Source organism: Streptomyces rapamycinicus NRRL 5491 (assembly GCF_024298965.1).
In the GTDB taxonomy this organism is placed as follows: domain Bacteria; phylum Actinomycetota; class Actinomycetes; order Streptomycetales; family Streptomycetaceae; genus Streptomyces; species Streptomyces rapamycinicus.
In genome coordinates this window covers 6,029,721-6,048,601 of sequence record NZ_CP085193.1, presented here as the reverse complement: position 1 = coordinate 6,048,601, position 18,881 = coordinate 6,029,721, and the positions used below count along the sequence as shown (strand labels likewise).

At 73.1% G+C, this 18,881-nt stretch carries 19 protein-coding genes; 11 read left to right on the top strand and 8 right to left on the bottom strand.

Annotated elements, in window-relative coordinates; all coding sequences use genetic code 11:
• Positions 1 to 39: 39 nt before the first annotated feature.
• Both LIV37_RS25270 and LIV37_RS25265 read left to right on the top strand, forming a co-directional pair.
• Positions 40 to 864 carry a hypothetical protein gene (locus tag LIV37_RS25270; RefSeq protein ID WP_020869933.1) on the top strand — a complete coding sequence of 275 codons (825 nt, stop codon included), beginning with the start codon at positions 40 to 42 and terminating at the stop codon, positions 862 to 864.
• A gap of 43 nt (positions 865 to 907) precedes the next feature.
• Complete coding sequence (locus LIV37_RS25265) at positions 908 to 1,261, top strand: rhodanese-like domain-containing protein (RefSeq protein ID WP_020869932.1); 354 nt, start codon at positions 908 to 910, stop codon at positions 1,259 to 1,261.
• 78 nt (positions 1,262 to 1,339) lie between these two features.
• On the opposite strand, the gene LIV37_RS25260 is transcribed toward LIV37_RS25265, so the two are convergent.
• The 6 genes from LIV37_RS25260 to paaA form a co-directional block, all read right to left on the bottom strand.
• Positions 1,340 to 2,488 (bottom strand): acyl-CoA dehydrogenase family protein, encoded by a 1,149-nt coding sequence (locus LIV37_RS25260; protein WP_020869931.1) that lies wholly within the window; start codon positions 2,486 to 2,488, stop codon positions 1,340 to 1,342.
• 94 nt (positions 2,489 to 2,582) lie between these two features.
• On the bottom strand, positions 2,583 to 3,689 hold the full coding sequence (locus tag LIV37_RS25255) for a 2Fe-2S iron-sulfur cluster-binding protein (protein WP_020869930.1): 1,107 nt from the start codon (positions 3,687 to 3,689) through the stop codon (positions 2,583 to 2,585).
• Positions 3,689 to 4,234: a 1,2-phenylacetyl-CoA epoxidase subunit PaaD gene (gene paaD / locus LIV37_RS25250; RefSeq protein ID WP_020869929.1), complete on the bottom strand. Its 546-nt coding sequence runs from the start codon at positions 4,232 to 4,234 to the stop codon at positions 3,689 to 3,691. The genes LIV37_RS25255 and paaD overlap by 1 nt, the downstream gene beginning before the upstream one ends.
• The gene (paaC, locus tag LIV37_RS25245) at positions 4,228 to 4,929 is read right to left on the bottom strand and encodes a 1,2-phenylacetyl-CoA epoxidase subunit PaaC (RefSeq protein ID WP_020869928.1); all 702 of its coding nucleotides are present in this window, start codon (positions 4,927 to 4,929) and stop codon (positions 4,228 to 4,230) included. Before paaC ends, paaD begins: the two co-directional genes overlap by 7 nt.
• Positions 4,926 to 5,243 carry a 1,2-phenylacetyl-CoA epoxidase subunit PaaB gene (gene paaB / locus LIV37_RS25240; protein ID WP_020869927.1) on the bottom strand — a complete coding sequence of 106 codons (318 nt, stop codon included), beginning with the start codon at positions 5,241 to 5,243 and terminating at the stop codon, positions 4,926 to 4,928. The genes paaC and paaB overlap by 4 nt, the downstream gene beginning before the upstream one ends.
• Positions 5,240 to 6,190, bottom strand: coding sequence for a 1,2-phenylacetyl-CoA epoxidase subunit PaaA (gene paaA / locus LIV37_RS25235; protein ID WP_020869926.1), 951 nt, complete (start codon positions 6,188 to 6,190; stop codon positions 5,240 to 5,242). The genes paaB and paaA overlap by 4 nt, the downstream gene beginning before the upstream one ends.
• Positions 6,191 to 6,414: 224 nt before the next feature.
• On the opposite strand from paaA, the gene LIV37_RS25230 reads away from it, so the two are divergent.
• Genes LIV37_RS25230 through LIV37_RS25220 form a run of 3 tightly spaced genes read left to right on the top strand, consistent with a single transcriptional unit; the run spans position 6,415 to position 9,243 of the window.
• Positions 6,415 to 7,257, top strand: coding sequence for a DUF5819 family protein (locus tag LIV37_RS25230; protein ID WP_020869925.1), 843 nt, complete (start codon positions 6,415 to 6,417; stop codon positions 7,255 to 7,257).
• Positions 7,254 to 8,486 (top strand): HTTM domain-containing protein, encoded by a 1,233-nt coding sequence (locus tag LIV37_RS25225; RefSeq protein ID WP_020869924.1) that lies wholly within the window; start codon positions 7,254 to 7,256, stop codon positions 8,484 to 8,486. Before LIV37_RS25230 ends, LIV37_RS25225 begins: the two co-directional genes overlap by 4 nt.
• A 4-nt stretch (positions 8,487 to 8,490) precedes the next feature.
• Positions 8,491 to 9,243 (top strand): TrmH family RNA methyltransferase, encoded by a 753-nt coding sequence (locus LIV37_RS25220; RefSeq protein WP_020869923.1) that lies wholly within the window; start codon positions 8,491 to 8,493, stop codon positions 9,241 to 9,243.
• A 49-nt stretch (positions 9,244 to 9,292) separates the two neighbouring features.
• On the opposite strand, the gene paaN is transcribed toward LIV37_RS25220, so the two are convergent.
• Complete coding sequence (paaN, locus tag LIV37_RS25215) at positions 9,293 to 11,017, bottom strand: phenylacetic acid degradation protein PaaN (protein ID WP_020869922.1); 1,725 nt, start codon at positions 11,015 to 11,017, stop codon at positions 9,293 to 9,295.
• Positions 11,018 to 11,146: 129 nt separating this feature from the next.
• Between paaN and LIV37_RS25210 the strand changes: the two genes are divergently transcribed.
• Both LIV37_RS25210 and LIV37_RS25205 read left to right on the top strand, forming a co-directional pair.
• Entirely contained in the window at positions 11,147 to 12,664 is a 1,518-nt protein-coding gene (locus LIV37_RS25210; RefSeq protein ID WP_020869921.1) for a 3-hydroxyacyl-CoA dehydrogenase, read from the top strand.
• A gap of 2 nt (positions 12,665 to 12,666) precedes the next feature.
• Positions 12,667 to 13,260 carry a TetR/AcrR family transcriptional regulator gene (locus LIV37_RS25205; protein WP_020869920.1) on the top strand — a complete coding sequence of 198 codons (594 nt, stop codon included), beginning with the start codon at positions 12,667 to 12,669 and terminating at the stop codon, positions 13,258 to 13,260.
• A 47-nt stretch (positions 13,261 to 13,307) separates the two neighbouring features.
• Here the strand turns inward: LIV37_RS25205 and LIV37_RS25200 are convergent, their stop codons facing one another.
• Positions 13,308 to 13,796 (bottom strand): Lrp/AsnC family transcriptional regulator, encoded by a 489-nt coding sequence (locus LIV37_RS25200; RefSeq protein ID WP_020869919.1) that lies wholly within the window; start codon positions 13,794 to 13,796, stop codon positions 13,308 to 13,310.
• Between the two features lie 182 nt (positions 13,797 to 13,978).
• Between LIV37_RS25200 and pdhA the strand changes: the two genes are divergently transcribed.
• The 4 genes from pdhA to LIV37_RS25180 are packed head-to-tail and all read left to right on the top strand — an operon-like array spanning position 13,979 to position 18,463.
• Positions 13,979 to 15,121, top strand: coding sequence for a pyruvate dehydrogenase (acetyl-transferring) E1 component subunit alpha (gene pdhA, locus LIV37_RS25195; protein WP_020869918.1), 1,143 nt, complete (start codon positions 13,979 to 13,981; stop codon positions 15,119 to 15,121).
• Entirely contained in the window at positions 15,121 to 16,170 is a 1,050-nt protein-coding gene (locus tag LIV37_RS25190; RefSeq protein ID WP_020869917.1) for an alpha-ketoacid dehydrogenase subunit beta, read from the top strand. Before pdhA ends, LIV37_RS25190 begins: the two co-directional genes overlap by 1 nt.
• Complete coding sequence (locus LIV37_RS25185; RefSeq protein WP_121825283.1) at positions 16,170 to 17,606, top strand: dihydrolipoamide acetyltransferase family protein; 1,437 nt, start codon at positions 16,170 to 16,172, stop codon at positions 17,604 to 17,606. Before LIV37_RS25190 ends, LIV37_RS25185 begins: the two co-directional genes overlap by 1 nt.
• A gap of 29 nt (positions 17,607 to 17,635) precedes the next feature.
• Positions 17,636 to 18,463: an NTP transferase domain-containing protein gene (locus LIV37_RS25180; protein WP_121824531.1), complete on the top strand. Its 828-nt coding sequence runs from the start codon at positions 17,636 to 17,638 to the stop codon at positions 18,461 to 18,463.
• Positions 18,464 to 18,881: the final 418 nt, after the last annotated feature.

Here is an 18,881-nt window from a genome sequence, read left to right as displayed (position 1 = left end):
GTGACGAATCCGGAAGCGCAGCAGCAGGGACGGCAGTCGATGTCGGACGCGGAGCCCCAGGCGGAGTCGCACGACCGGTCGCAGGAGGAGACTCAGGCCGCCGAGCGGCTGGAGCGGGCGGTGCGCGCGGCCGAGCAGGCGCTGATCGAGTTCGAGATAGCGGTGGAGACCTTCCGGGTGGAGGTGGAGAACTTCTCCCGGCTGCACCACCAGCGGCTCGGGCCGATGTACTCGCGCCTGGACGAGCTGGACGCGCTGATCGCCGAGGCGCTCGCGGCCCGTACCGGCGATCCGGAGGACCTCCGCAAGGCCCGTGAGGCGCGGGGGCTGGTGCAGCCGATGCCGGGTGTTGAGGAGCTGTTCCACGGCTGGATCGACTCGGAGGGGCTCTCACCGGAGGCGGCGGCGATGCTCACCGAGCGGCCCGTGCAGCCGCCGCCGCGGGTGCGGCCGAGCGAGGAGGCCCGCCGGATCTACCGGGAGCTGGCCCGTAAGGCCCATCCGGATCTGGCCGAGGAGGAGGCCGAGCGGGAGCGGCGCGGTGCCTTCATCGTGCGGGTCAACGCGGCGTACGCGGCCGGGGACGAGGAGGCTCTGCGGGCGCTGGCCGAGGAGTGGGAGGCCGGTCCGCCGCCGCCGGAGCGGCGGGCGAGCCGCAGCGAGGAGCTGTACGCCCGGCTGGAGTGGCTGGCCGAGCGCAAGGAGATGCTGGCCGCGGTCGCCGCGGAGCTGGAGTCGAGCGCGATCGGCGCGATGATCAAGATGGCGCCCGAGGACCCCGATGGGCTGCTGGACGAGATCGCCGAGCAGTTGCTGGCCCAGGCCTCGGAGAAGGAGGCCCGGCTCGCGGAGCTGGTGCGGTAGTAGGTTTGCCGCAGTTGCCGATGTCGTGTGAGAGGTGTGTCCGATGCATTTTGCCCAGCTTCCCCAGGTGGAGGCGGCGGCGGTACCGGCCGAAGGCCTTCTGCTGGACGTCCGGGAGGACGACGAGTGGGCGGCCGGGCATGTCGAGGGCGCGCTGCACATCCCGATGGGCCAGGTCGTGGCGCGGTTCGGCGAGCTGACCGCGGCGGTCGGCGAGGGGCACCGGGTGCATGTGATGTGCCGGGTCGGCGGCCGCTCCGCGCAGGTGACGCAGTATCTGGTCGCTCAGGGGCTGGACGCGGTGAACGTGGACGGCGGGATGCTCGCCTGGGACGCGGCGGGCCGCCCGATGGTGAGCGGCCCCGACGGCACCGCCGAAGGGGCCTTTGTGCTCTAGATGTTTCCCTACTGATCTTCCCCGCCGACCTTCCCCGCTGATCGGCGGGGCGCGCCGATCAGGCGAGGGCGGTGGCGATCAGCCGAGGGGGTGGGCGGCGAGGAGTTCGCCCAGTGCCTCCTCGTGGGCGGCGGCGGACCCCAGCGAGAGCTCCAGTTGCTTGCCCCAGGCGTGGTAGCGGTGCAGGGGGTAGTCGGTGACCGCGCCGAAGCCGCCGTGCAGATGCTGGGCGGTCTGGACGACGCGGCGCACGCCCTCGGCGGCCCAGATCTTGGCAACGGCGACGTCTCCCGCGAGGGGCAGCGGCCCGTTCGCCGTGGGCCGCTCCTCGTCCAGGGACAGCCGCCAGGCCGCCTGCCACAGCGTGGCCTCCATGGCCCGCAGGTCGATATAGCGGTCGGCGGTCTGCACGGCGACCGCCTGGAAGGTGGCGAGCGGGAAGCCGAACTGCTCGCGGTCGCTCACATACGAGCTGGTGAGGTCCAGCACCGCCGATCCGAGGCCCAGCGCGAGGGCGCAGGTGCCGGTGGTGAGGAGATCGCGCAGCCACTCCCAGGCGCCGTCCGCGGTCAGCATCTCGCGGTCGGCCAGCCGCACTCCGTCCAGCCGGACCTCGGCCTGCCGCTCACCGCTGGTGGAGATCTGCTCCTCGAGGGCGACGCCCGCATGGTCGCGGGGGACCAGGGCGAGGACCGTACCGCCCTCCCCGGTGTGGGCCGGGATCAGCACGCGATCGGCGCCATGGGCCCAGGGGACCGCGGTCTGGACGCCGTCCAGCACCCAGCCCTCGCCGTTCCGCCGTGCCTGGACGGCGAGTTCGGCCGGGCCATGGCCGGTGCGGCCGCTGGAGGCCGCGGTGAGGACCAGCTCGCCGCGGGCGGCCCGGGGCAGCACATCGGCACACAGCTCGTCCCCGCCGTAGCGCTGCACGGCCAGCGCGGCGGCGCTGGACTCCAGCAGCGGCACCCGGGCCAGCACCCGGCCGCATTCCCGCAGCACCAGGCAGAGGGCGAGCGGGTCCAGGCCCGAGCCGCCGTACCGGGGGTCGAGGGTCAGGCCCAGCAGATCGCCCTCGGCGAGCTTCCGCCACAGCGCGCGGTCGAGGTCGTCGGCGACGGCGCCCGCGGTCAGCGCGGGGCTGGGCACACTGTCCGGCGTGACGGAGGAGAGGACGGCCTTCGCCGCCTCGACGGCCGCCTGCTGCTCCTCGGTGAAGGTGAAGTCCACTGTCCGTACCTCCCGCGCCGCGGCTATATCTGACGGGCCGTCAAGATAGAACAGGTTCTACAAGAAGGGAACGCCGGTGCCGCGCCGGGGCCCGTCAGCGGTCGAAGTCCAGCTCCACCCGCTCGCCCACCGGGTGGGACTGACAGGCCAGCACATAGCCCGCCTCCAGCTCGTCCGGCTCCAGCGCGAAGTTCCGGTCCATCCGCACCTCACCGGAGACCAGGAAGGCCCGGCAGGTGCCGCAGACCCCGCCCTTGCACGCGTACGGCGCGTCGGACCGGTTGCGCAGCACGGTCTCCAGCAGCGGCTCCCCGTCCTGGACCGGCCAGGTGCCCGAGCGGCCGTCCAGGGTCGCCGTGACCGAGCTGTGCGAGGCGGCCAGCGCGGCGCCCGGTATGGGGACGTCCTCGGCCGGGGCCGCGTCCACATGGAAGATCTCCTGGTGGACCCGGCCGCGGGAGACCCCGAGGCCGCGCAGCGCCCGCTCGGCGGCGCGCACCAGACCGTAGGGCCCGCACAGGAACCAGCCGTCCACCGAGGCGACCGGCAGCAGCGCCGGGAGCAGCCCGGTCAGCCGTTCCTCGTCGAGCCGCCCGGAGACCAGCCCGGCCTGCTGCTCCTCCCGGGACAGCGCGCACACCAGCTGGAACCTGTCGGGCCAGCGGTCCTTGAGGTCGGCGACCTCATCCAGGAACATTGTCGAGGCCGCGGTGCGATCGCTGCGGATCAGGCAGAAACGCGCCTCGGGCCGCCGGCTGAGCAGTGTGGCGGCGATGGACAGCACGGGGGTGATACCGCTGCCGCCGACGACCGCCGCGAAGTGACCGGGACGGGGCTCCAGGACGAACCGGCCGGCCGGGGCCATCACCTCCATGACCGCGCCCACCGCCAGCTCCTTGAGGGCATAGGTCGAGAACTCACCGCCCTCGACCAGCCGCACCCCGATCCGCAGGAACTCCGGGCCCTCCGCGCCCGGGGCCGGAGTACAGATCGAGTACGTCCGGCGGATCTCCGCGCCATCGGCGAACCGGCGCACCGCGATGTGCTGTCCCGCCGCGAAGCGGAACGTCTCCCGCAGCGCGGGCGGCACCAGGAGGGTGACCGCCACCGCGTCATCGGTGAGCCGGTCGACCGCGGCCACCCGCAGCGGGTGGAACGCGCCGTGGCGGGGCGTGACCCGCTTCACCGCCTCCGCGGCCATCACAACTCCTTGAAGTGGTCGAACGGTTCGCCGCAGGCCGCGCAGCGGCGCAGCGCCTTGCAGGCGGTGGAGGAGAAGCGGCTGAGCAGCTCGGTCTCGGTCGAGCCGCAGTGCGGGCAGCGCACCGCCAGCGCCACCGGAACCGGACCGCCCGCCGTCGCGTCGAGCGGCGCGGGCGGCGCTATGCCGGACTCCGCCAGCTTGCGGCGGCCCTCGGCGCTGATCGCGTCCGTCGTCCAGGGCGGGGAGAGGACCGTGCGCACGGCGACCTCGGGGACGCCATGGTCATGGAGCACCCGCTCGATATCGGTGGCCATCGACTCCAGCGCCGGGCAGCCGGTGTAGGTGGGGGTCAGCTCGACCTCGACCCGGCCCGGCCCCAGCAGTCGCAGCCCGCGCATCACTCCCAGCTCGGCCAGGGACACCATCGGCAGCTCCGGGTCCGGCACGGATCCGGCCAGCCGCAGCAGCTCCTCCTCCAGCGGGGTGAGGCCGGTGCCGGAGGCGGGGGGAGTGGTCGCCGCGGGGGGCCTGGGCGTCACCATGTCGCCCCCGGGTAACTGCGGTGCAGATGCTGCATCTCGGCGAGCATCCGGCCGAACGGCTCGCTGTGGATGCCCTGGCGCCCCGCGCCGGCCGCCCAGCCACCGCGCCGCGGCCCCTCGGGCACCGTCAGGGTGGCCCGCTCCAGGACCGAGGTGATCCGGGTCAGCCAGGCGTCGTGCAGGGTGCTCCACTCCACCTCGCACCCCTCGACCGGTTCGAAGAGCTCACCGGTGAACCGCCAGAGCGCGTCCAGCCCGCGCCGCATCCGCTCATGGCTCTCCGCCGTGCCGTCGCCGAGCCGCAGGGTCCAGTGCTCGGCGTGGTCGCGGTGGTAGGCCACCTCCTTGACCGCCTTGGCGGCGAGCGGGGCGAAGGGGCCGCTGCCGCGCGCCAGCCGCTCGTACAGCAGCTCCTGGTAGGTGGAGAAGTAGAGCTGGCGGGCGATGGTCTGGGCGAAGTCCCCGTTGGGCTGCTCGACCAGCTGGACGTTGCGGAACGCCCGCTCCTCGCGCAGATACGCCAGCTCGTCCTCGTCGCCGGCGAGCGAGAGCAGCACCCGGGCCTGGCCGAGCAGGTCGAGGGCGATATTGGCCAGCGCGACCTCCTCCTCCAGCACGGGCGCCTGCCCGGCCCACTCCCCCAGCCGGTGGGAGAGCACCAGCGCGTCGTCGCCCAGGGCGAGGGCCGCGGTCATAGGTGCCGCACCCCCTCCGGGATCGCGTAGAAGGTGGGGTGGCGGTAGGGCTTGTCGGCGGCCGGCTCGAAGAACGGATCCCGCTCGTCCGGGGAGGAGGCGGTGATCTCGGCGGACGGCACCACCCAGATCGAGACGCCCTCGGAGCGGCGGGTGTACAGATCCCGTGCGTTCCGCAGAGCCATTTCCGCGTCCGGGGCGTGGAGGGATCCGGCGTGGGTGTGCGACAGTCCGCGCCTGCTGCGGACGAACACCTCCCACAGCGGCCACTCGGCGCTCGGGCTGCCGCTCGTGCCTGTGCCGCTGCCGCTCATGCCTGTGCCTTCCCGTGCTTGGCCGCGTACGCCGCGGCTGCGTCGCGCACCCAGGCGCCTTCCTCATGGGCCCGGCGCCGCTGGGTGATCCGCTGGGCGTTGCACGGCCCGTTTCCCCGCAGCACCTCGCGGAACTCGGCCCAGTCGATCGGGCCGAAGTCGTAATGCCCCCGCTCCTCGCTCCACCGCAGCTCGGGGTCGGGGAGGGTGAGGCCGAGGGATTCGGCCTGGGGGACACAGATGTCGACGAAGCGCTGGCGCAGCTCGTCATTGGAGTGGCGCTTGATCTTCCAGGCCATGGACTGGGCGGAGTGGGCCGAGGCGTCGTCCGGCGGGCCGAACATCATCAGCGACGGCCACCACCAGCGGTCCACCGCGTCCTGCGCCATGGCGTGCTGGGCCTCGGTGCCCCGGCTCAGGGCCAGCAGCAGCTCATACCCCTGGCGCTGGTGGAAGGACTCCTCCTTGCAGATGCGGACCATCGCCCGCGCGTAGGGCCCGTAGGAGCAGCGGCACAGCGGGACCTGGTTGGTGATCGCGGCACCGTCCACCAGCCAGCCGATGGCGCCGACATCGGCCCAGGTCAGCGTGGGGTAGTTGAAGATCGAGGAGTACTTCTGGCGGCCGCTGTGGAGCTTGTCCAGCAGCTCGTCCCGGCTGGTGCCCAGGGTCTCCGCGGCGCTGTAGAGATAGAGGCCGTGGCCCGCCTCGTCCTGGACCTTGGCCATCAGGATCGCCTTGCGCCGCAGCGAGGGGGCGCGGGTGATCCAGTTCGCCTCCGGCTGCATGCCGATGATCTCGGAGTGGGCGTGCTGGGCCATCTGTCGCACCAGCGTGGCCCGGTACTCATCGGGCATCCAGTCGCGCGGCTCGATGCGCTCGTCCGCGGCCAGGGCGGCGTCGAACACCGCCTCGTACGCTCCCGCGTCCGCCGCCATCGTCGTCATGCGAAGCCCCTCCGCCATTCGTCTCCGCCGACCGGCCAGCCGACCGACCGATCGTTCGGTTCAATGGTGTGCTGAGGAACGTAGGGTGTCAACCCTGTGGATAACGCTGAGGACGCTGTGCCGAGTGGTTCCGCATCGGTACGGTGCCGGGGGCGTGGGGGCCACGGGGGCGCGCGGCCGACCGGCGTGCGCGAAGACCTGGACCATCGGGAGCGGGGCGGGGTATGGCGGACACGGAGCCGGAACCGGCGGAACGGGAGCCGACGGGACCGGAGCCGCAAGATGGGGAGCCGCGGGATGGGGAGCCGACGGGGCCGGAGCCTTGGGAATCGGAACTGACGGACTCGGAGCCAACGGGACCGGAGCCGGGGGAGTCGGAGCCGGCGGACCCGGAACCGACGGCCTCGGCGCCGGACGGCGACGCGGCGGAACCGCTCACCGCGCTCTCCCTGCCCGCACAGCTGATCATCGCGGTGGCCATCGCGGTCGCCGCCGTCGCCGCCGCGATCCATCTTTCGGCGGCCTTCCTGAACGTCTCACCGCCCAACACCCTCACCAAGCGGCACGGCGCGGCGATAGACGACTACGTCTATCCGGAGTTCGAACGGGTCTGGAAGCTCTTCGCCCCCAACCCGCTCCAGCAGAACATCGCCGTTCAGGCCCGTGCCGAGATCCGCACCTCCGAGGGCGGCACCGCGACCACCGGCTGGCGCGACCTCTCGGCCCAGGACGGCGCGGCCATCCACCACAACCCGCTGCCCAGCCACACCCAGCAGAACGAGCTGCGCCGCGGCTGGGAGTTCTACGTCGGCTCGCATGATGTGCGGGAGCGGCCGCAGGGGATGCGCGGCAGCCTCTCCGAGCAGTACATCCGCCGGATCGTGATGCTCCGCCTCGGCCGCGAGGAGGACGGCGGCACCGTGGAGCGAATACAGGTGCGCTCCGCGACCACTCCGGTGGCCGCGCCGCCCTGGAGCGACGAGAAGATCGACACAAAGACGGTCTACCGCACGCTGCCGTGGTGGACCGTGACCTCCGATGACCTCCCGGAGGCGAAGCGCCGGTGACCCCCTCCGCCCGCCTCCAGACCGCCGTGGCGCGTGGCTACACGCGCGTCACCGCGTCCGCGCTCGGCCCCCGGCAGAGCGCCGTCGTGCGCATCGGCTTCTCCTTCACCTGGCTGCTCTTCCTGGTGCGCGAATGGCCCCACCGCCGGGAGCTGTACGGGCCGGACGGCCCGTGGAACTGGGAGATGGCCGCGCGGCTGATCGACGGCAACCGCGCCTTCACCGCGCTCATGTGGTCCGACAGCACGGTGTGGTTCGAGATTGTCTACGCCCTCGCCATCGTCTCCAGCGCGCTGCTGCTGGTGGGCTGGCGCACCCGCACCATGTCCGTGCTGTTCATGATCGGGGTGCTGTCGCTGCAGAACCGCAGCATCTTCGTGGGGGACGGCGGCGACAACCTCATCCATCTGATGGCGATGTATCTGGTGCTGACCCGGTGCGGTCAGGTGTGGTCCCTGGACGCGCGCCGGGCGGCCCGGCGCGCGGACCGCGAACGGCCGCCGCGCGACACCACCGGAGTCGTGCTGTGGGCCGTCACCGGGACCGCCCTGCTCTGGGCGCAGCTGTTCACCGAGGCCCGGCTCTCCCTGACCGCCGACGGCCCGCTGCCCGGGCTGGGCTGGGGCGCCGTCCTGTGGGGGCTGTGGCTCGTCCAGGCCGGATGGTGGTTCGTCAGGCGTTACGCGCCGGGCGAGCCGCGCACGGTCCTGGACGCGCTCGCCAATGTGGCGCACAACGGCGCCCTGCTGGTGATCATGGCCGAGGTGTGTCTGCTGTACGCCTCGGCCGGGTGGTACAAGATCCAGGGTTCGCGCTGGCAGGACGGCACCGCCCTCTACTACCCGCTGCATCTGGACTACTTCTCGCCCTGGCCCTGGCTGGCCGACATCGTGGCGTCCAGTGGCACCCTGGTGATGGTGCTGACCTACGGCACGGTCATCGTCCAGGTGGCCTTCCCGTTCACCCTGCTCAACCGGCGGGCCAAGAACGTGATGCTCGTCCTGCTGATGATGGAGCACCTCGGTATCGCCGTGATGCTGGGGCTGCCCTTCTTCTCGCTCGCCGTGATCGCGGCGGACTCGGTCTTCCTGCCGACGAACCTCCTGCGCTGGGCCGAGGCGCGGCTGGGCCGGGCCCGGTACCGGCTGGCGGCGCGCGCCGTGTGGCTGCCGGGGCAGCGAGCACGGGAGAGCGACGAGGAATCCGCGGCGGGCACCCTCGTACGCTGAGGGGATGATCGATGACGAGTCCGCGCGGGCCGTACGGCACTGGCGCGCGACGGCCCCCGACACCGTGCTGCTGGACGGCTTCCACGCGCTGAAGCACGCGCTGCGGTTCGGCGCGGCGGTGCGTGCCGCGGTCACCAGCGACAAGGCGGCCGCCGTGGAACTCGCCGAGGATCTGGCCGACGACCTCACCGAGGCGATCGCGGACCTTCTGGTGGAGATCGATGCCGGGACCCTGCGCGATCTGGTGCCCAGGGTGCACCCCACCCGGGTCGCCGCCCTGGCGGTCCGGCGCGGCCGTCAGGCGAATCTGGACGAGCTGTCCCGGCGGCCCCGGCAGGCCCCGGTGGTCGTCCTGGACAACCCCCGCAACCTGGGGAACGTCGGGGCCGTGGTCCGGCTCGCCGCCGGGTTCGGGGCCACGGGCGTGGTCACCACCGGCGATATCGACCCCTGGCATCCGAACGCCGTGCGCTCGGGCGCCGGGCTTCACTTCGCCACCGCGGTCGAGCGGCTGCCGGTCGACGCGCTTCCGGAGGGGCCGCTGTACGCCCTGGATCCGGAGGGGGCGGACATCCGGTCCCTGACCATCCCCGATGACGCGCTGCTCGCCTTCGGCTCCGAGCGGCACGGGATCTCGCCGGAGCTGCGGAAGCGGGCCACGAGGCTGGTGGCCCTTCCCATGCGGCCACAGGTGTCCAGCTACAACCTGGCCACCAGCGTGGCCATGGCCCTCTTCCACTGGGGCGGCCCCAGCTAGGCCACGTCCGGGCGGGGCATGCGCGGGCACGCCCCGCCCACTGGGCCCGCTACTCCGCCGGGCGGCGGACCTCGACCATCCGGAAGCGGCCGGCCACGAACGCCCCATCGCACAGCGCGGCGTTGGCCGACGGGTTGCCGCCCGTGCCATGGAAGTCCGAGAAGGCCGCGGTCTGGTTCACATACACCCCGCCGGTCAGGTTGAGCGACAGCTGGGCGCACTCCTCCAGACACGCCTCCTCGATCAGCCGCTCCGCCTCCGGCGAGGTGGTGTACGCCCCTACCGTCATCGCGCCCTTGTCCCGGGTGGTCCGGCGCAGCAGCGCGACCGCGTCCTCCGTGGAGGGGACGGCGACGGCGAAGGAGACCGGGCCGAAGCACTCGGCCAGATAGGGCGCGTCCGCGTCCGCCCCCTCCCAGAACTTCCGCGCGCCGTCCGCCTTGACCATCAGCGGTGTGCGGACCGTGGCGCCCGGGAAGTCGGGGTGGGCCACCGTGCGGGAGGCCAGGGCGACCGCGCCCAGGCCGGGGGCGGCCTCCAGTCGCTCCTGGACCCGCGGGCCCACGATCGCGCCGAGCAGCGCGCTCGCCCGTGCGTCGTCGCCAAGCAGCCCGTCCACCGCCGCCGCCAGGTCGGCCACCACCTCGTCATAGGTCTTGGGACCGGCGTCGGTGGTGATGCCGTCGCGGGGGATCAGCAGATTCTGCGGGGTGGTGCACATCTGGCCGCTGTAGAGGGACAGGGAGAACGCCAGATTGGCGAGCATGCCCTGGTAGTCGTCGGTGGAGTCGATCACCACCGTGTTGACCCCCGCCTTCTCAGTGAATACCTGGGCCTGGCGGGCGTGGGTCTCCAGCCAGTCGCCGAAGGCGGTGGACCCCGTGTAGTCGATGACGCGGATCTCGGGGCGGATGGCGAGGACCTTGGCGATTCCCTCGTCCGGCCGCTCGGCGGCCAGCGCCACCAGATCGGGGCTGAACCCCGCCTCCTTCAGCACCTCGCGCGCCACCTGGACGGTGAGCGCCAGCGGCAGCACGGCCTGGGGGTGCGGCTTGACCAGCACCGGATTGCCGGTGGCGAGCGAGGCGAAGAGCCCCGGATAGCCGTTCCACGTCGGGAAGGTGTTGCAGCCGATCAGCAGCGCGATACCGCGCGGGACGGCCGTGAACGTCTTGCGCAGGCGCAGCGGGTCGCGCTTGCCCTGCGGCTTGGACCAGTCGGCGGCGCCAGGAGTGCGGGTCTGCTCGGCGAACGCGTACGCCACCGCCTCCAGGCCGCGGTCCTGGGCGTGGGGGCCGCCGGCCTGGAACGCCATCATGTACGCCTGTCCGCTGGTGTGCATGACGGCCTGGGCGAACTCATGCGACCGGGCGCCGATCCGGGCCAGGATCTCCAGGCACACCATGGCCCGCGTCTCGGGGCCGGCATCCCGCCAGGCGGGCATCCCCGCCCGCATCGCCGGGAGGAGCACCTCGATGTCCGGATGCGGATACTCCATGCCCATCTCCGCTCCGAACGGAGACACCTCGGAGCCCGTCCAGCCGTCGGTGCCCGGCTGGTCCAGCTCGAAGCGCTTGCCGCGCAGCGCCTCGAACGCCGCCTGGCCCTCGGCGACGCTCAGGCTCGGGCGCCCGCCCTGGCCCTCGCCGCCGTAGGCCTTCGGGTGCTCGGGGTGCGGGGACCAATAGGCGCGGGTACGGATCGCCTCCAGGGCCTGGTCGAGGGTGGGGCGGTGCTCTTGCGTCAACTGCGCGGTGGTGAGTGCGGCGGTCACGACTGACCAACTCCTCGTCGAGCTGGGGCTGGGCTGGAATGGGCGACAGGGTTAGAGTAACCGAACGATCGGTCGGGACAAGAGGGCCTGGCGAACCTGTGGACAACTTCGTCGAAAAGGATCTGCGGCATGACTGCGATCGACCGTGGGACCGACCGCGCCGGCCTCGTCGCCGTCGTCGGCACCGGCACGATGGGCCAGGGGATCGCCCAGGTGGCACTGGTCGCGGGCCATCCGGTGCGGCTCTACGACGCCGCGCCCGGCCGGGCCTCCCGGGCCGCCGGCGCCATCGCGGACCGGCTCGGCCGGCTGGTCGCCAAGGAGCGCCTCAGCGCCGCCGGCCGTGACACCGCCCTCGGCCGGCTCACCCCCGTCACCGACCTCGCCGACCTGGCCGAGGCGGAGCTGGTGGTCGAGGCGATCCTGGAGGAACTCGGCGCCAAGCAGCAGCTGTTCACCGCGCTGGAGTCGGTGGTCTCCGACGGCTGTCTGCTCGCCACCAACACCTCCTCCCTCTCCGTCACCGCCGTGGCGGGCGTCCTGCGTCGCCCCGGCCGCCTCCTCGGTCTGCACTTCTTCAACCCGGCCCCGCTGATGCCGCTGGTGGAGGTGGTGCGCGGCGCCGCCACGGACGAGGCCGCCGCCGACCGTGCCCAGGCCACCGTCGCGGCCTGGGGGAAGACCCCGGTGCGCTGCGCCGACACCCCCGGGTTCATCGTCAACCGGATCGCCCGCCCCTTCTACGCCGAGGCGTTCCGGGCGTACGAGGAGCGCGTGGCCGACCCCGCCACCCTGGACGCCGTGCTGCGCGAGTCCGGCGGCTTCAGGATGGGCCCCTTCGAGCTCACCGACCTGATCGGCCAGGACGTGAACGAGGCCGTCACCCGATCCGTGTGGGAAGCGCTTTTCCACGATCCGAGATTCACCCCGTCCCTCGCCCAGCGGCAGCTCGTCGCCTCCGGGCGGCACGGACGCAAGACGGGCCACGGCTGGTACGACCACGCCCAGGGCGCCGGGCGGCCCGCCCCGCACACCGCCGAGCCGTGCGAGCCCCCCGGCAAGGTCGCCCTCCACGGCGACCTGGGTCCCGCGCAAGGGCTGGTCGGCCTCATCGAGGAGGCGGGCATCCCGGTGACCCACGAGCCCGTCGGGGCCCATCTCGCACTGCCCGACGGCACCCGCCTGTCCCTGGCCGACGGCACGACGGCCACCGAGGACCCCTTCGCCGCTTCGGTCCGCTTCGACCTGGCGCTGGACTACCGGACCGCCACCCGCGTCGCCCTGGCGGCGTCCACAGCCGCCCCCGAGGAGTCCCTGCGGTCCGCGGTCGGCCTGTTCCAGGCGCTCGGTAAGGAGGTCAGCGTGGTCCAGGACGTCCCCGGCATGGTCGTGGCCCGCACGGTCGCGATGCTCGTGGACTTCGCCGAGGACGCCGTCGCCCGCGGGGTGGCGGCCCCCGAGGACGTCGACACCGCCATGCTGACCGGCGTCAACTACCCGCGCGGGCCGCTGGCCTGGGGGCGCGTGCTCGGCGCCCGCTGGGTGCGCGACACCCTGCGCAACCTCCACCACGCCTGTCCGACCGGCCGCTACGCCCCTTCCCAGGCGCTGATCCGGCGTGCGGCCGCCGATGAGAGGCTGCTCTAATCATGACCATGGCCAAGCGCGACACCTACACGCCCGAATCGCTGCTCGCGGTCGCCGTGGAGGTGTTCAACGAGCGCGGCTACGACGGCACCTCCATGGAGCACCTGTCCCGGGCCGCCGGGATCTCCAAGTCCTCCATCTACCACCATGTGAAGGGCAAGGAGGAGCTGCTCAGGCTGGCCATAAGCCGTGCCCTGGACGGGCTGTTCGGCATCCTCCAGGAGCCCGCCGCACGTGAGGGACGGGCGATCGGGCGGCTGGAGCACGTGGCCCGGCGCACCGCCGAGGTGCTGATGGAGGAGCTGCCCTACGTCACGCTGCTGCTGCGCGTCCGGGGCAACACGGACACCGAGCGGTGGGCCATGGAGCGGCGCCGGGAGTTCGACCATCAGGTGGCCGAGCTGCTCAAGCGGGCGGCGGCCGACGGAGACCTGCGGTCCGATGTGGACGCCCGGCTGGCGACCCGGCTGCTCTTCGGCATGATCAACTCCATTGTGGAGTGGTACCGGCCGGGGCGCGGCGGGGCCGCGACCTCCCACGAGGTGGCCGAGGCCGTGATCCGTACGGCCTTCGCGGGCCTGCGCACCCAGACCTGACGCCAGACGCCCGCAGGGCGGTACGCCCGCGTCCGGCCCCTGCCCCGCTACGGCTCCGAGTCCAGGTCCGTCTCCTCGAAGACCAGCAGCGTCCGGGTGCTCAGCACCTCCGGTATGGCCTGGATCCGGGTGAGGACCAGCTCGCGCAGTGAGCGGTTGTCCTCGGTGTGCACCAGCAGCAGCACATCGAAGTCCCCGCTGACCAGGGCTAGGTGGGTGGCCCCGGGGAGCTGCCGGAGCTGTTCGCGCACGGTGCGCCAGGAGTTCTGGACGATCTTCAGCGTGATGTACGCGGACGCGCCCTGCCCGGCCCGCTCCTGGTCCACCCGGGCGCTGAAGCCGCGGATCACTCCGTCGTCGATCAGGCGGTTGATCCGGGCGTAGGCGTTGGCGCGGGAGACGTGCACCTGTTCGGCCACGGAGCGTATGGAGGCGCGGCCGTCCATTTGGAGCAGACGCAGGATGTCGCGGTCGATGTCGTCCAGCGGGCGCGCCGGGGGTTTGCCGTCCGGATTGGCCATCTGTTCGCCCGGCATATCGTCCTGCCTCCCCTTCATGGACGTCCTGTCTTCATCTCAGGGGCGGCAGAACCGTTTGTCCACAGGCTTGGGTCGCCTGTAGCCAAAATGCGTCAACGACCGAACAATCGGTAGGGGAGGGCGATGCCGCCCGGCACGCCCCGCCCTCCCGCCGTACGCCACGCCCAGGAGGTCGCACCATGACGGTCCTTGAGCAGCCCGGTGCCTACCGGCCCACTCCCCCGCCCGGCTGGCAGCCCCGCGTCGACGCCGCGCCGCTGCTGCCCGACGCGGAGCCGTACCGCCTGCTGGGCACCGCCGCTGCCGCCGGCATCTCCCCCGATCTGCTGACCCGGCTTCACCGCGAGCTGGTGCGCGGCCGCCGGTACAACACGCAGGCCACCGCCCTCACCCGGCAGGGCCGGCTGGCCGTCTACCCCTCCTCCACCGGTCAGGAGGCCTGCCAGGTCGCGGCCGGGCTGGTGCTGGAGGACCGCGACTGGCTCTTCCCCAGCTACCGCGACACCCTGGCCGCCGTCGTCCGCGGGCTCGACCCCGTCGACGCCCTGACCCTGCTGCGCGGCGACTGGCACTCCGGGTACGACCCCCACACCCACCGCGTCGCCCCGCTGTGCACCCCGCTGGCCACCCAGCTGCCGCACGCCGTCGGCCTCGCCCACGCCGCCCGCCTCAAGGGCGACGATGTGGTGGCCCTCGCGCTGGTCGGCGACGGCGGCACCAGCGAGGGCGACTTCCACGAGGCCCTCAACTTCGCGGCCGTATGGCACGCCCCGGTCGTCTTCCTCGTCCAGAACAACGGCTTCGCGATCTCCGTCCCGCTCGCCAAGCAGACCGCCGCGCCCTCCCTCGCCCACAAGGCGGTGGGATACGGGATGCCCGGCCGTCTCGTCGACGGCAATGACGCGGCCGCCGTCCACGAGGTCCTGGCGGAGGCGGTGCGCCGGGCCCGCGGCGGAGGCGGCCCCACCCTGGTGGAGGCGGTCACCTACCGCATCGAGGCACACACCAACGCCGACGACGCCACCCGCTACCGCCCCGACTCCGAAGTCGAGGCATGGCGCGCCCACGACCCGATAGCGCTCCTGGAGGAGGCCATGCGGGACCGCCAGCTGCTGGACGACGAGGGGGTCCGGGCCGCGCGGGAGTCCGCGGAGCGGCTCGCCGCCGATCTGCGGACGCGGATGCACCAGGACCCGGTCCTGGACCCCATGGCGCTCTTCGAGCACGTCTACGCCGACCGGACCAGCCAGCTGCGCGAGCAGGCGGCCCAGCTGCGCGCCGAGCTCGACGCCGAGGCCGCGGACGCCGGGGAGGGGGAGTGATGACCACCGCCGTCGGGGCCGAGACCGCCCGTAAGCCCGCCACCATGGCGCAGGCCCTCGGCCGCGCGCTGCGCGACGCCATGGCCGCCGACCCGTCCGTCCATGTCCTCGGCGAGGACGTGGGCACCCTGGGCGGCGTCTTCCGGATCACCGACGGGCTCGCCGAGGAGTTCGGCGAGGACCGCTGCACGGACACGCCGCTTGCCGAGGCGGGCATCCTCGGCACCGCCGTGGGCATGGCGATGTACGGGCTGCGGCCGGTGGTCGAGATGCAGTTCGACGCCTTCGCCTACCCGTCCTTCGAGCAGCTCATCAGCCATGTCTCGCGGATGCGCAACCGCACCCGGGGCGCGATGCCGATGCCCATCACCGTCCGGGTGCCCTACGGGGGCGGCATCGGCGGTGTCGAGCACCACAGCGACTCCTCCGAGATCTACTACATGGCCACCCCCGGCCTCCAAGTCGTCGCCCCCGCGACCGTCGCCGACGCCTACGGGCTGCTGCGCGCCGCCATCGCCTCCGACGACCCCGTGATCTTCCTGGAGCCCAAGCGGCTGTACTGGTCCAAGGCCGACTGGTCGGCCGACGCCCCCGAGCAGGTGCCGCCCATCGGGCGCGCGGTGGTGCGCGGGCCCGGCAGCGGCGGCCGGCGCAGCGCCACCTTGATCTCCTACGGCCCCTCCGTACCGGTGTGCCTCGAAGCCGCCGAGGCGGCCCGGGCCGAGGGCTGGGACCTGGAGGTCGTCGATCTGCGCTCGCTCGTCCCCTTCGACGACGAGACGGTGTGCGCCTCCGTGCGCCGCACCGGCCGCGCGGTCGTCGTCCATGAGTCCACGGGCTTCGGCGGGCCCGGCGGGGAGATCGCCGCCCGGGTCACCGAGCGCTGCTTCCACCATCTGGAGGCGCCCGTGCTGAGGGTCGCCGGTTTCGACATCCCCTACCCGCCGCCCATGCTGGAGCGGCACCATCTGCCCGGGGTGGACCGGGTGCTGGACGCCGTCGCCCGGCTCCAGTGGGAGTCGGAGTGGACCGAGGGGAGCGCGGTCTGATGGCTGTCGTACGGGAATTCACCCTGCCCGATCTGGGCGAGGGGCTGACCGGCGCCGAGATCGTGCGCTGGCTGGTCCAGGTCGGCGATGTGGTCGCGGTCGACCAGCCGGTGGTCGAGGTCGAGACGGCCAAGGCGATGGTGGACGTGCCGTGCCCCTACGGCGGTGTGGTGACGGCCCGTTACGGCGAGGAGGGCGCGGAGGTGCCGGTCGGGGCGCCGCTGATCACGGTCGCCGTGCCCGAGGGCTCGCACGACGGATCCGGTCCGCCGGTCACTGAGAGCGTGATCGACGGCGCGTCGGGCAATGTGCTGGTCGGCTATGGCACGGCCGGTCCCGCCGCGCGGCGCCGCCGCGTGCGGCCCTCCCCCGGGCCGCCGCCCGAGATGCCCACGGCCCCCGGTGGACCGCTGCCGGAGACGGCGGCTGCCCCCGCCGCGCCCGTACGCGAGGCGACGGCGGCCTCCGCCGGGCCGGTGCGCGAGGCGGTGGCGGCCCCCGCCGGGCCCCTTCCGGTGATCTCGCCCCTGGTGCGGCGGCTGGCCCGGGAGCACGATGTCGATCTGCGGCGGCTCAGGGGCTCGGGCCCCGAGGGGCTGATTCTGCGGGCGGACGTCGAGCGAGCGGCCTCGGGCACGGCGGCCGCGCCCGTAGCGCCCGGCCCCGTAGCGCCCGCGTCCGTAGCGCCGGCGCCGGCCGCGCCCGGCCCCGCCGCGCCCGCGTCCGTTTCCGCGGGCCTCGTCCCGGAGGGGGAGCGGGTTCCGTTGCGAGGGGTGCGGGGCGCCGTGGCCGACAAGCTCGCGCGCAGCCGCCGCGAGATCCCCGACGCGACCTGCTGGGTGGACGCCGACGCGACCGAACTGCTCGCCGCCCGCGCGGCGATGAACGCCACGGGCGAGGCCAAGGTCTCCGTGCTCGCCCTCCTGGCCCGTATCTGCACGGCGGCCCTCGCGCGCTTCCCCGAGCTCAACGCCACGGTGGACACGGCGGGCCGGGAGATCGTCCGGCTCCCCGACGTCCACCTCGGCTTCGCGGCGCAGACGGACCGGGGCCTGGTCGTCCCGGTGGTGCGCGATGCCCACACGCGGACCATAGAGGGGCTCTCCGAGGAGATCGCCCGGCTGACCGAGGCTGCGCGGACCGGGACCCTCGCCCCCGCGCAGCTCACCGGCGGCACGTTCACCCTGAACAACTACGGGGTGTTCGGGGTCGACGGCTCGACGCCGATCATCAACCACCCCGAGGCGGCGATGCTCGGGGTCGGGCGGATCGCCCCGAAGCCCTGGGTGCACCAGGGTGGGCTGGCGGTGCGCCAGGTGGTTCAGCTGTCGTTCACCTTCGACCACCGGGTGTGCGACGGGGGCACCGCAGGCGGATTCCTGCGGTTCGTGGCCGACTGCGTGGAGCAGCCCATGGTGTTGTTGCGGCGGCTGTAGCGGATGCCCGGCGGCGCCATACTCATGGGGTGACTCCAGGTGCGTATGACGCAGTGATCCTGGCCGGGGGCGCCGCTCGGCGGCTCGGTGGGGTGGACAAGCCCGCGCTTCGGGTGGGCGGGCGAGCCCTGCTCGACCGCGTGCTGGACGCATGCCGCGGCGCCGGGCGGACCGTCGTCGTCGGCCCGCGCAGGCCCACGGCGCGGCCGGTGCGGTGGACCCGGGAGGACCCTCCCGGCGGCGGCCCGGTCGCGGCCGTCGACGCGGGCATCCGGCAGACCACGGCTCCGGTCGTCCTCGTCCTCTCCGCCGATCTGCCCTTTCTCACTCCCGAGACCGTCGAGACCCTCCTCACCGGTCTCCAGGGCACCGAAGGGGTCGTGCTCATCGACCCCGACGGCCGTGAGCAGCCCCTTGTCGCCGCCTACCGCGCCGAGCCGCTGCGCCGCGAGATCGCCCTCCTCGCCACCGAACACGGCGGCCTCGGCGGGCTGCCCCTCCGCCTCCTCGTCTCCGAGCTGGCCCTGGCCCGCCTCAAGCACCCCACCGCATCGTTCGACTGCGACACCTGGGAAGACATCACCACGGCTCGAGCGCGCATCAGGGAGCATGGACACGTGTTGGACGAATGGATTGCAGCGGTCAAGGCCGAGCTCGGGATCGACCTGGATGTCGACACCGCGGCCCTACTGGATCTGGCCCGTGACGCCGCACATGGTGTCGCCCGGCCCGCCGCCCCCCTGACCACCTTTCTCGTCGGCTACGCCGCGGCCCAGAAGGGCGGTGGCCCCGAGGCACTGGCCGCCGCCACGGAGAAGGCCGCGGCACTGGCGGCGCGTTGGGCCGAGGAGCAGTGACACCTCGCCACCCCCGGGACGGGGACCCGCTCGACCGCGAGGTCGACGAGGCGCTGGCGCTGGCGAATGAATCGCCGCCGCAGGGCCCGGAGCCACCCGGAACCGAACCGGAGGAGGACTGGGCCGACGCCGCCCTCAGCCTGGCCAATGACCGCCCGGCCCAACCCACCCGGGAGCGAAGCCCCGACGACACCGACGGCGTCCGTGAGCCCGGCGACACCGACGGCATCGGCAACATGGGCAACATGGGCAACGCGGGCGACATCGGCGGGATCGGCGGCATCCCAGACACCGGCGACCCGGCCCGGACCGACTGGGTCGAGACCGCGCTCGACCTGGCACGGGAAGCGGCGGAAGAGCCCGCGGCGGTCCTGGATGCTCAGGGTCACGTACGCCGAAGGCCGGAGGTGTATTCGAG

What these genes read in the sequence shown, in the direction of transcription:
- LIV37_RS25270 (WP_020869933.1), top strand. Translation starts at nt 40, where the DNA reads ATGTCGGACGCGGAGCCCCAGGCGGAGTCGCACGACCGGTCGCAGGAG.
- LIV37_RS25265 (WP_020869932.1), top strand. Translation starts at nt 908, where the DNA reads ATGCATTTTGCCCAGCTTCCCCAGGTGGAGGCGGCGGCGGTACCGGCC.
- LIV37_RS25255 (WP_020869930.1), bottom strand. Translation starts at nt 3,689, where the DNA reads ATGGCCGCGGAGGCGGTGAAGCGGGTCACGCCCCGCCACGGCGCGTTC.
- paaD (WP_020869929.1), bottom strand. Translation starts at nt 4,234, where the DNA reads ATGGTGACGCCCAGGCCCCCCGCGGCGACCACTCCCCCCGCCTCCGGC.
- paaC (WP_020869928.1), bottom strand. Translation starts at nt 4,929, where the DNA reads ATGACCGCGGCCCTCGCCCTGGGCGACGACGCGCTGGTGCTCTCCCAC.
- paaB (WP_020869927.1), bottom strand. Translation starts at nt 5,243, where the DNA reads ATGAGCGGCAGCGGCACAGGCACGAGCGGCAGCCCGAGCGCCGAGTGG.
- paaA (WP_020869926.1), bottom strand. Translation starts at nt 6,190, where the DNA reads ATGACGACGATGGCGGCGGACGCGGGAGCGTACGAGGCGGTGTTCGAC.
- LIV37_RS25230 (WP_020869925.1), top strand. Translation starts at nt 6,415, where the DNA reads ATGGCGGACACGGAGCCGGAACCGGCGGAACGGGAGCCGACGGGACCG.
- LIV37_RS25220 (WP_020869923.1), top strand. Translation starts at nt 8,491, where the DNA reads ATGATCGATGACGAGTCCGCGCGGGCCGTACGGCACTGGCGCGCGACG.
- LIV37_RS25210 (WP_020869921.1), top strand. Translation starts at nt 11,147, where the DNA reads ATGACTGCGATCGACCGTGGGACCGACCGCGCCGGCCTCGTCGCCGTC.
- LIV37_RS25205 (WP_020869920.1), top strand. Translation starts at nt 12,667, where the DNA reads ATGACCATGGCCAAGCGCGACACCTACACGCCCGAATCGCTGCTCGCG.
- LIV37_RS25200 (WP_020869919.1), bottom strand. Translation starts at nt 13,796, where the DNA reads ATGCCGGGCGAACAGATGGCCAATCCGGACGGCAAACCCCCGGCGCGC.
- pdhA (WP_020869918.1), top strand. Translation starts at nt 13,979, where the DNA reads ATGACGGTCCTTGAGCAGCCCGGTGCCTACCGGCCCACTCCCCCGCCC.
- LIV37_RS25190 (WP_020869917.1), top strand. Translation starts at nt 15,121, where the DNA reads ATGACCACCGCCGTCGGGGCCGAGACCGCCCGTAAGCCCGCCACCATG.
- LIV37_RS25185 (WP_121825283.1), top strand. Translation starts at nt 16,170, where the DNA reads ATGGCTGTCGTACGGGAATTCACCCTGCCCGATCTGGGCGAGGGGCTG.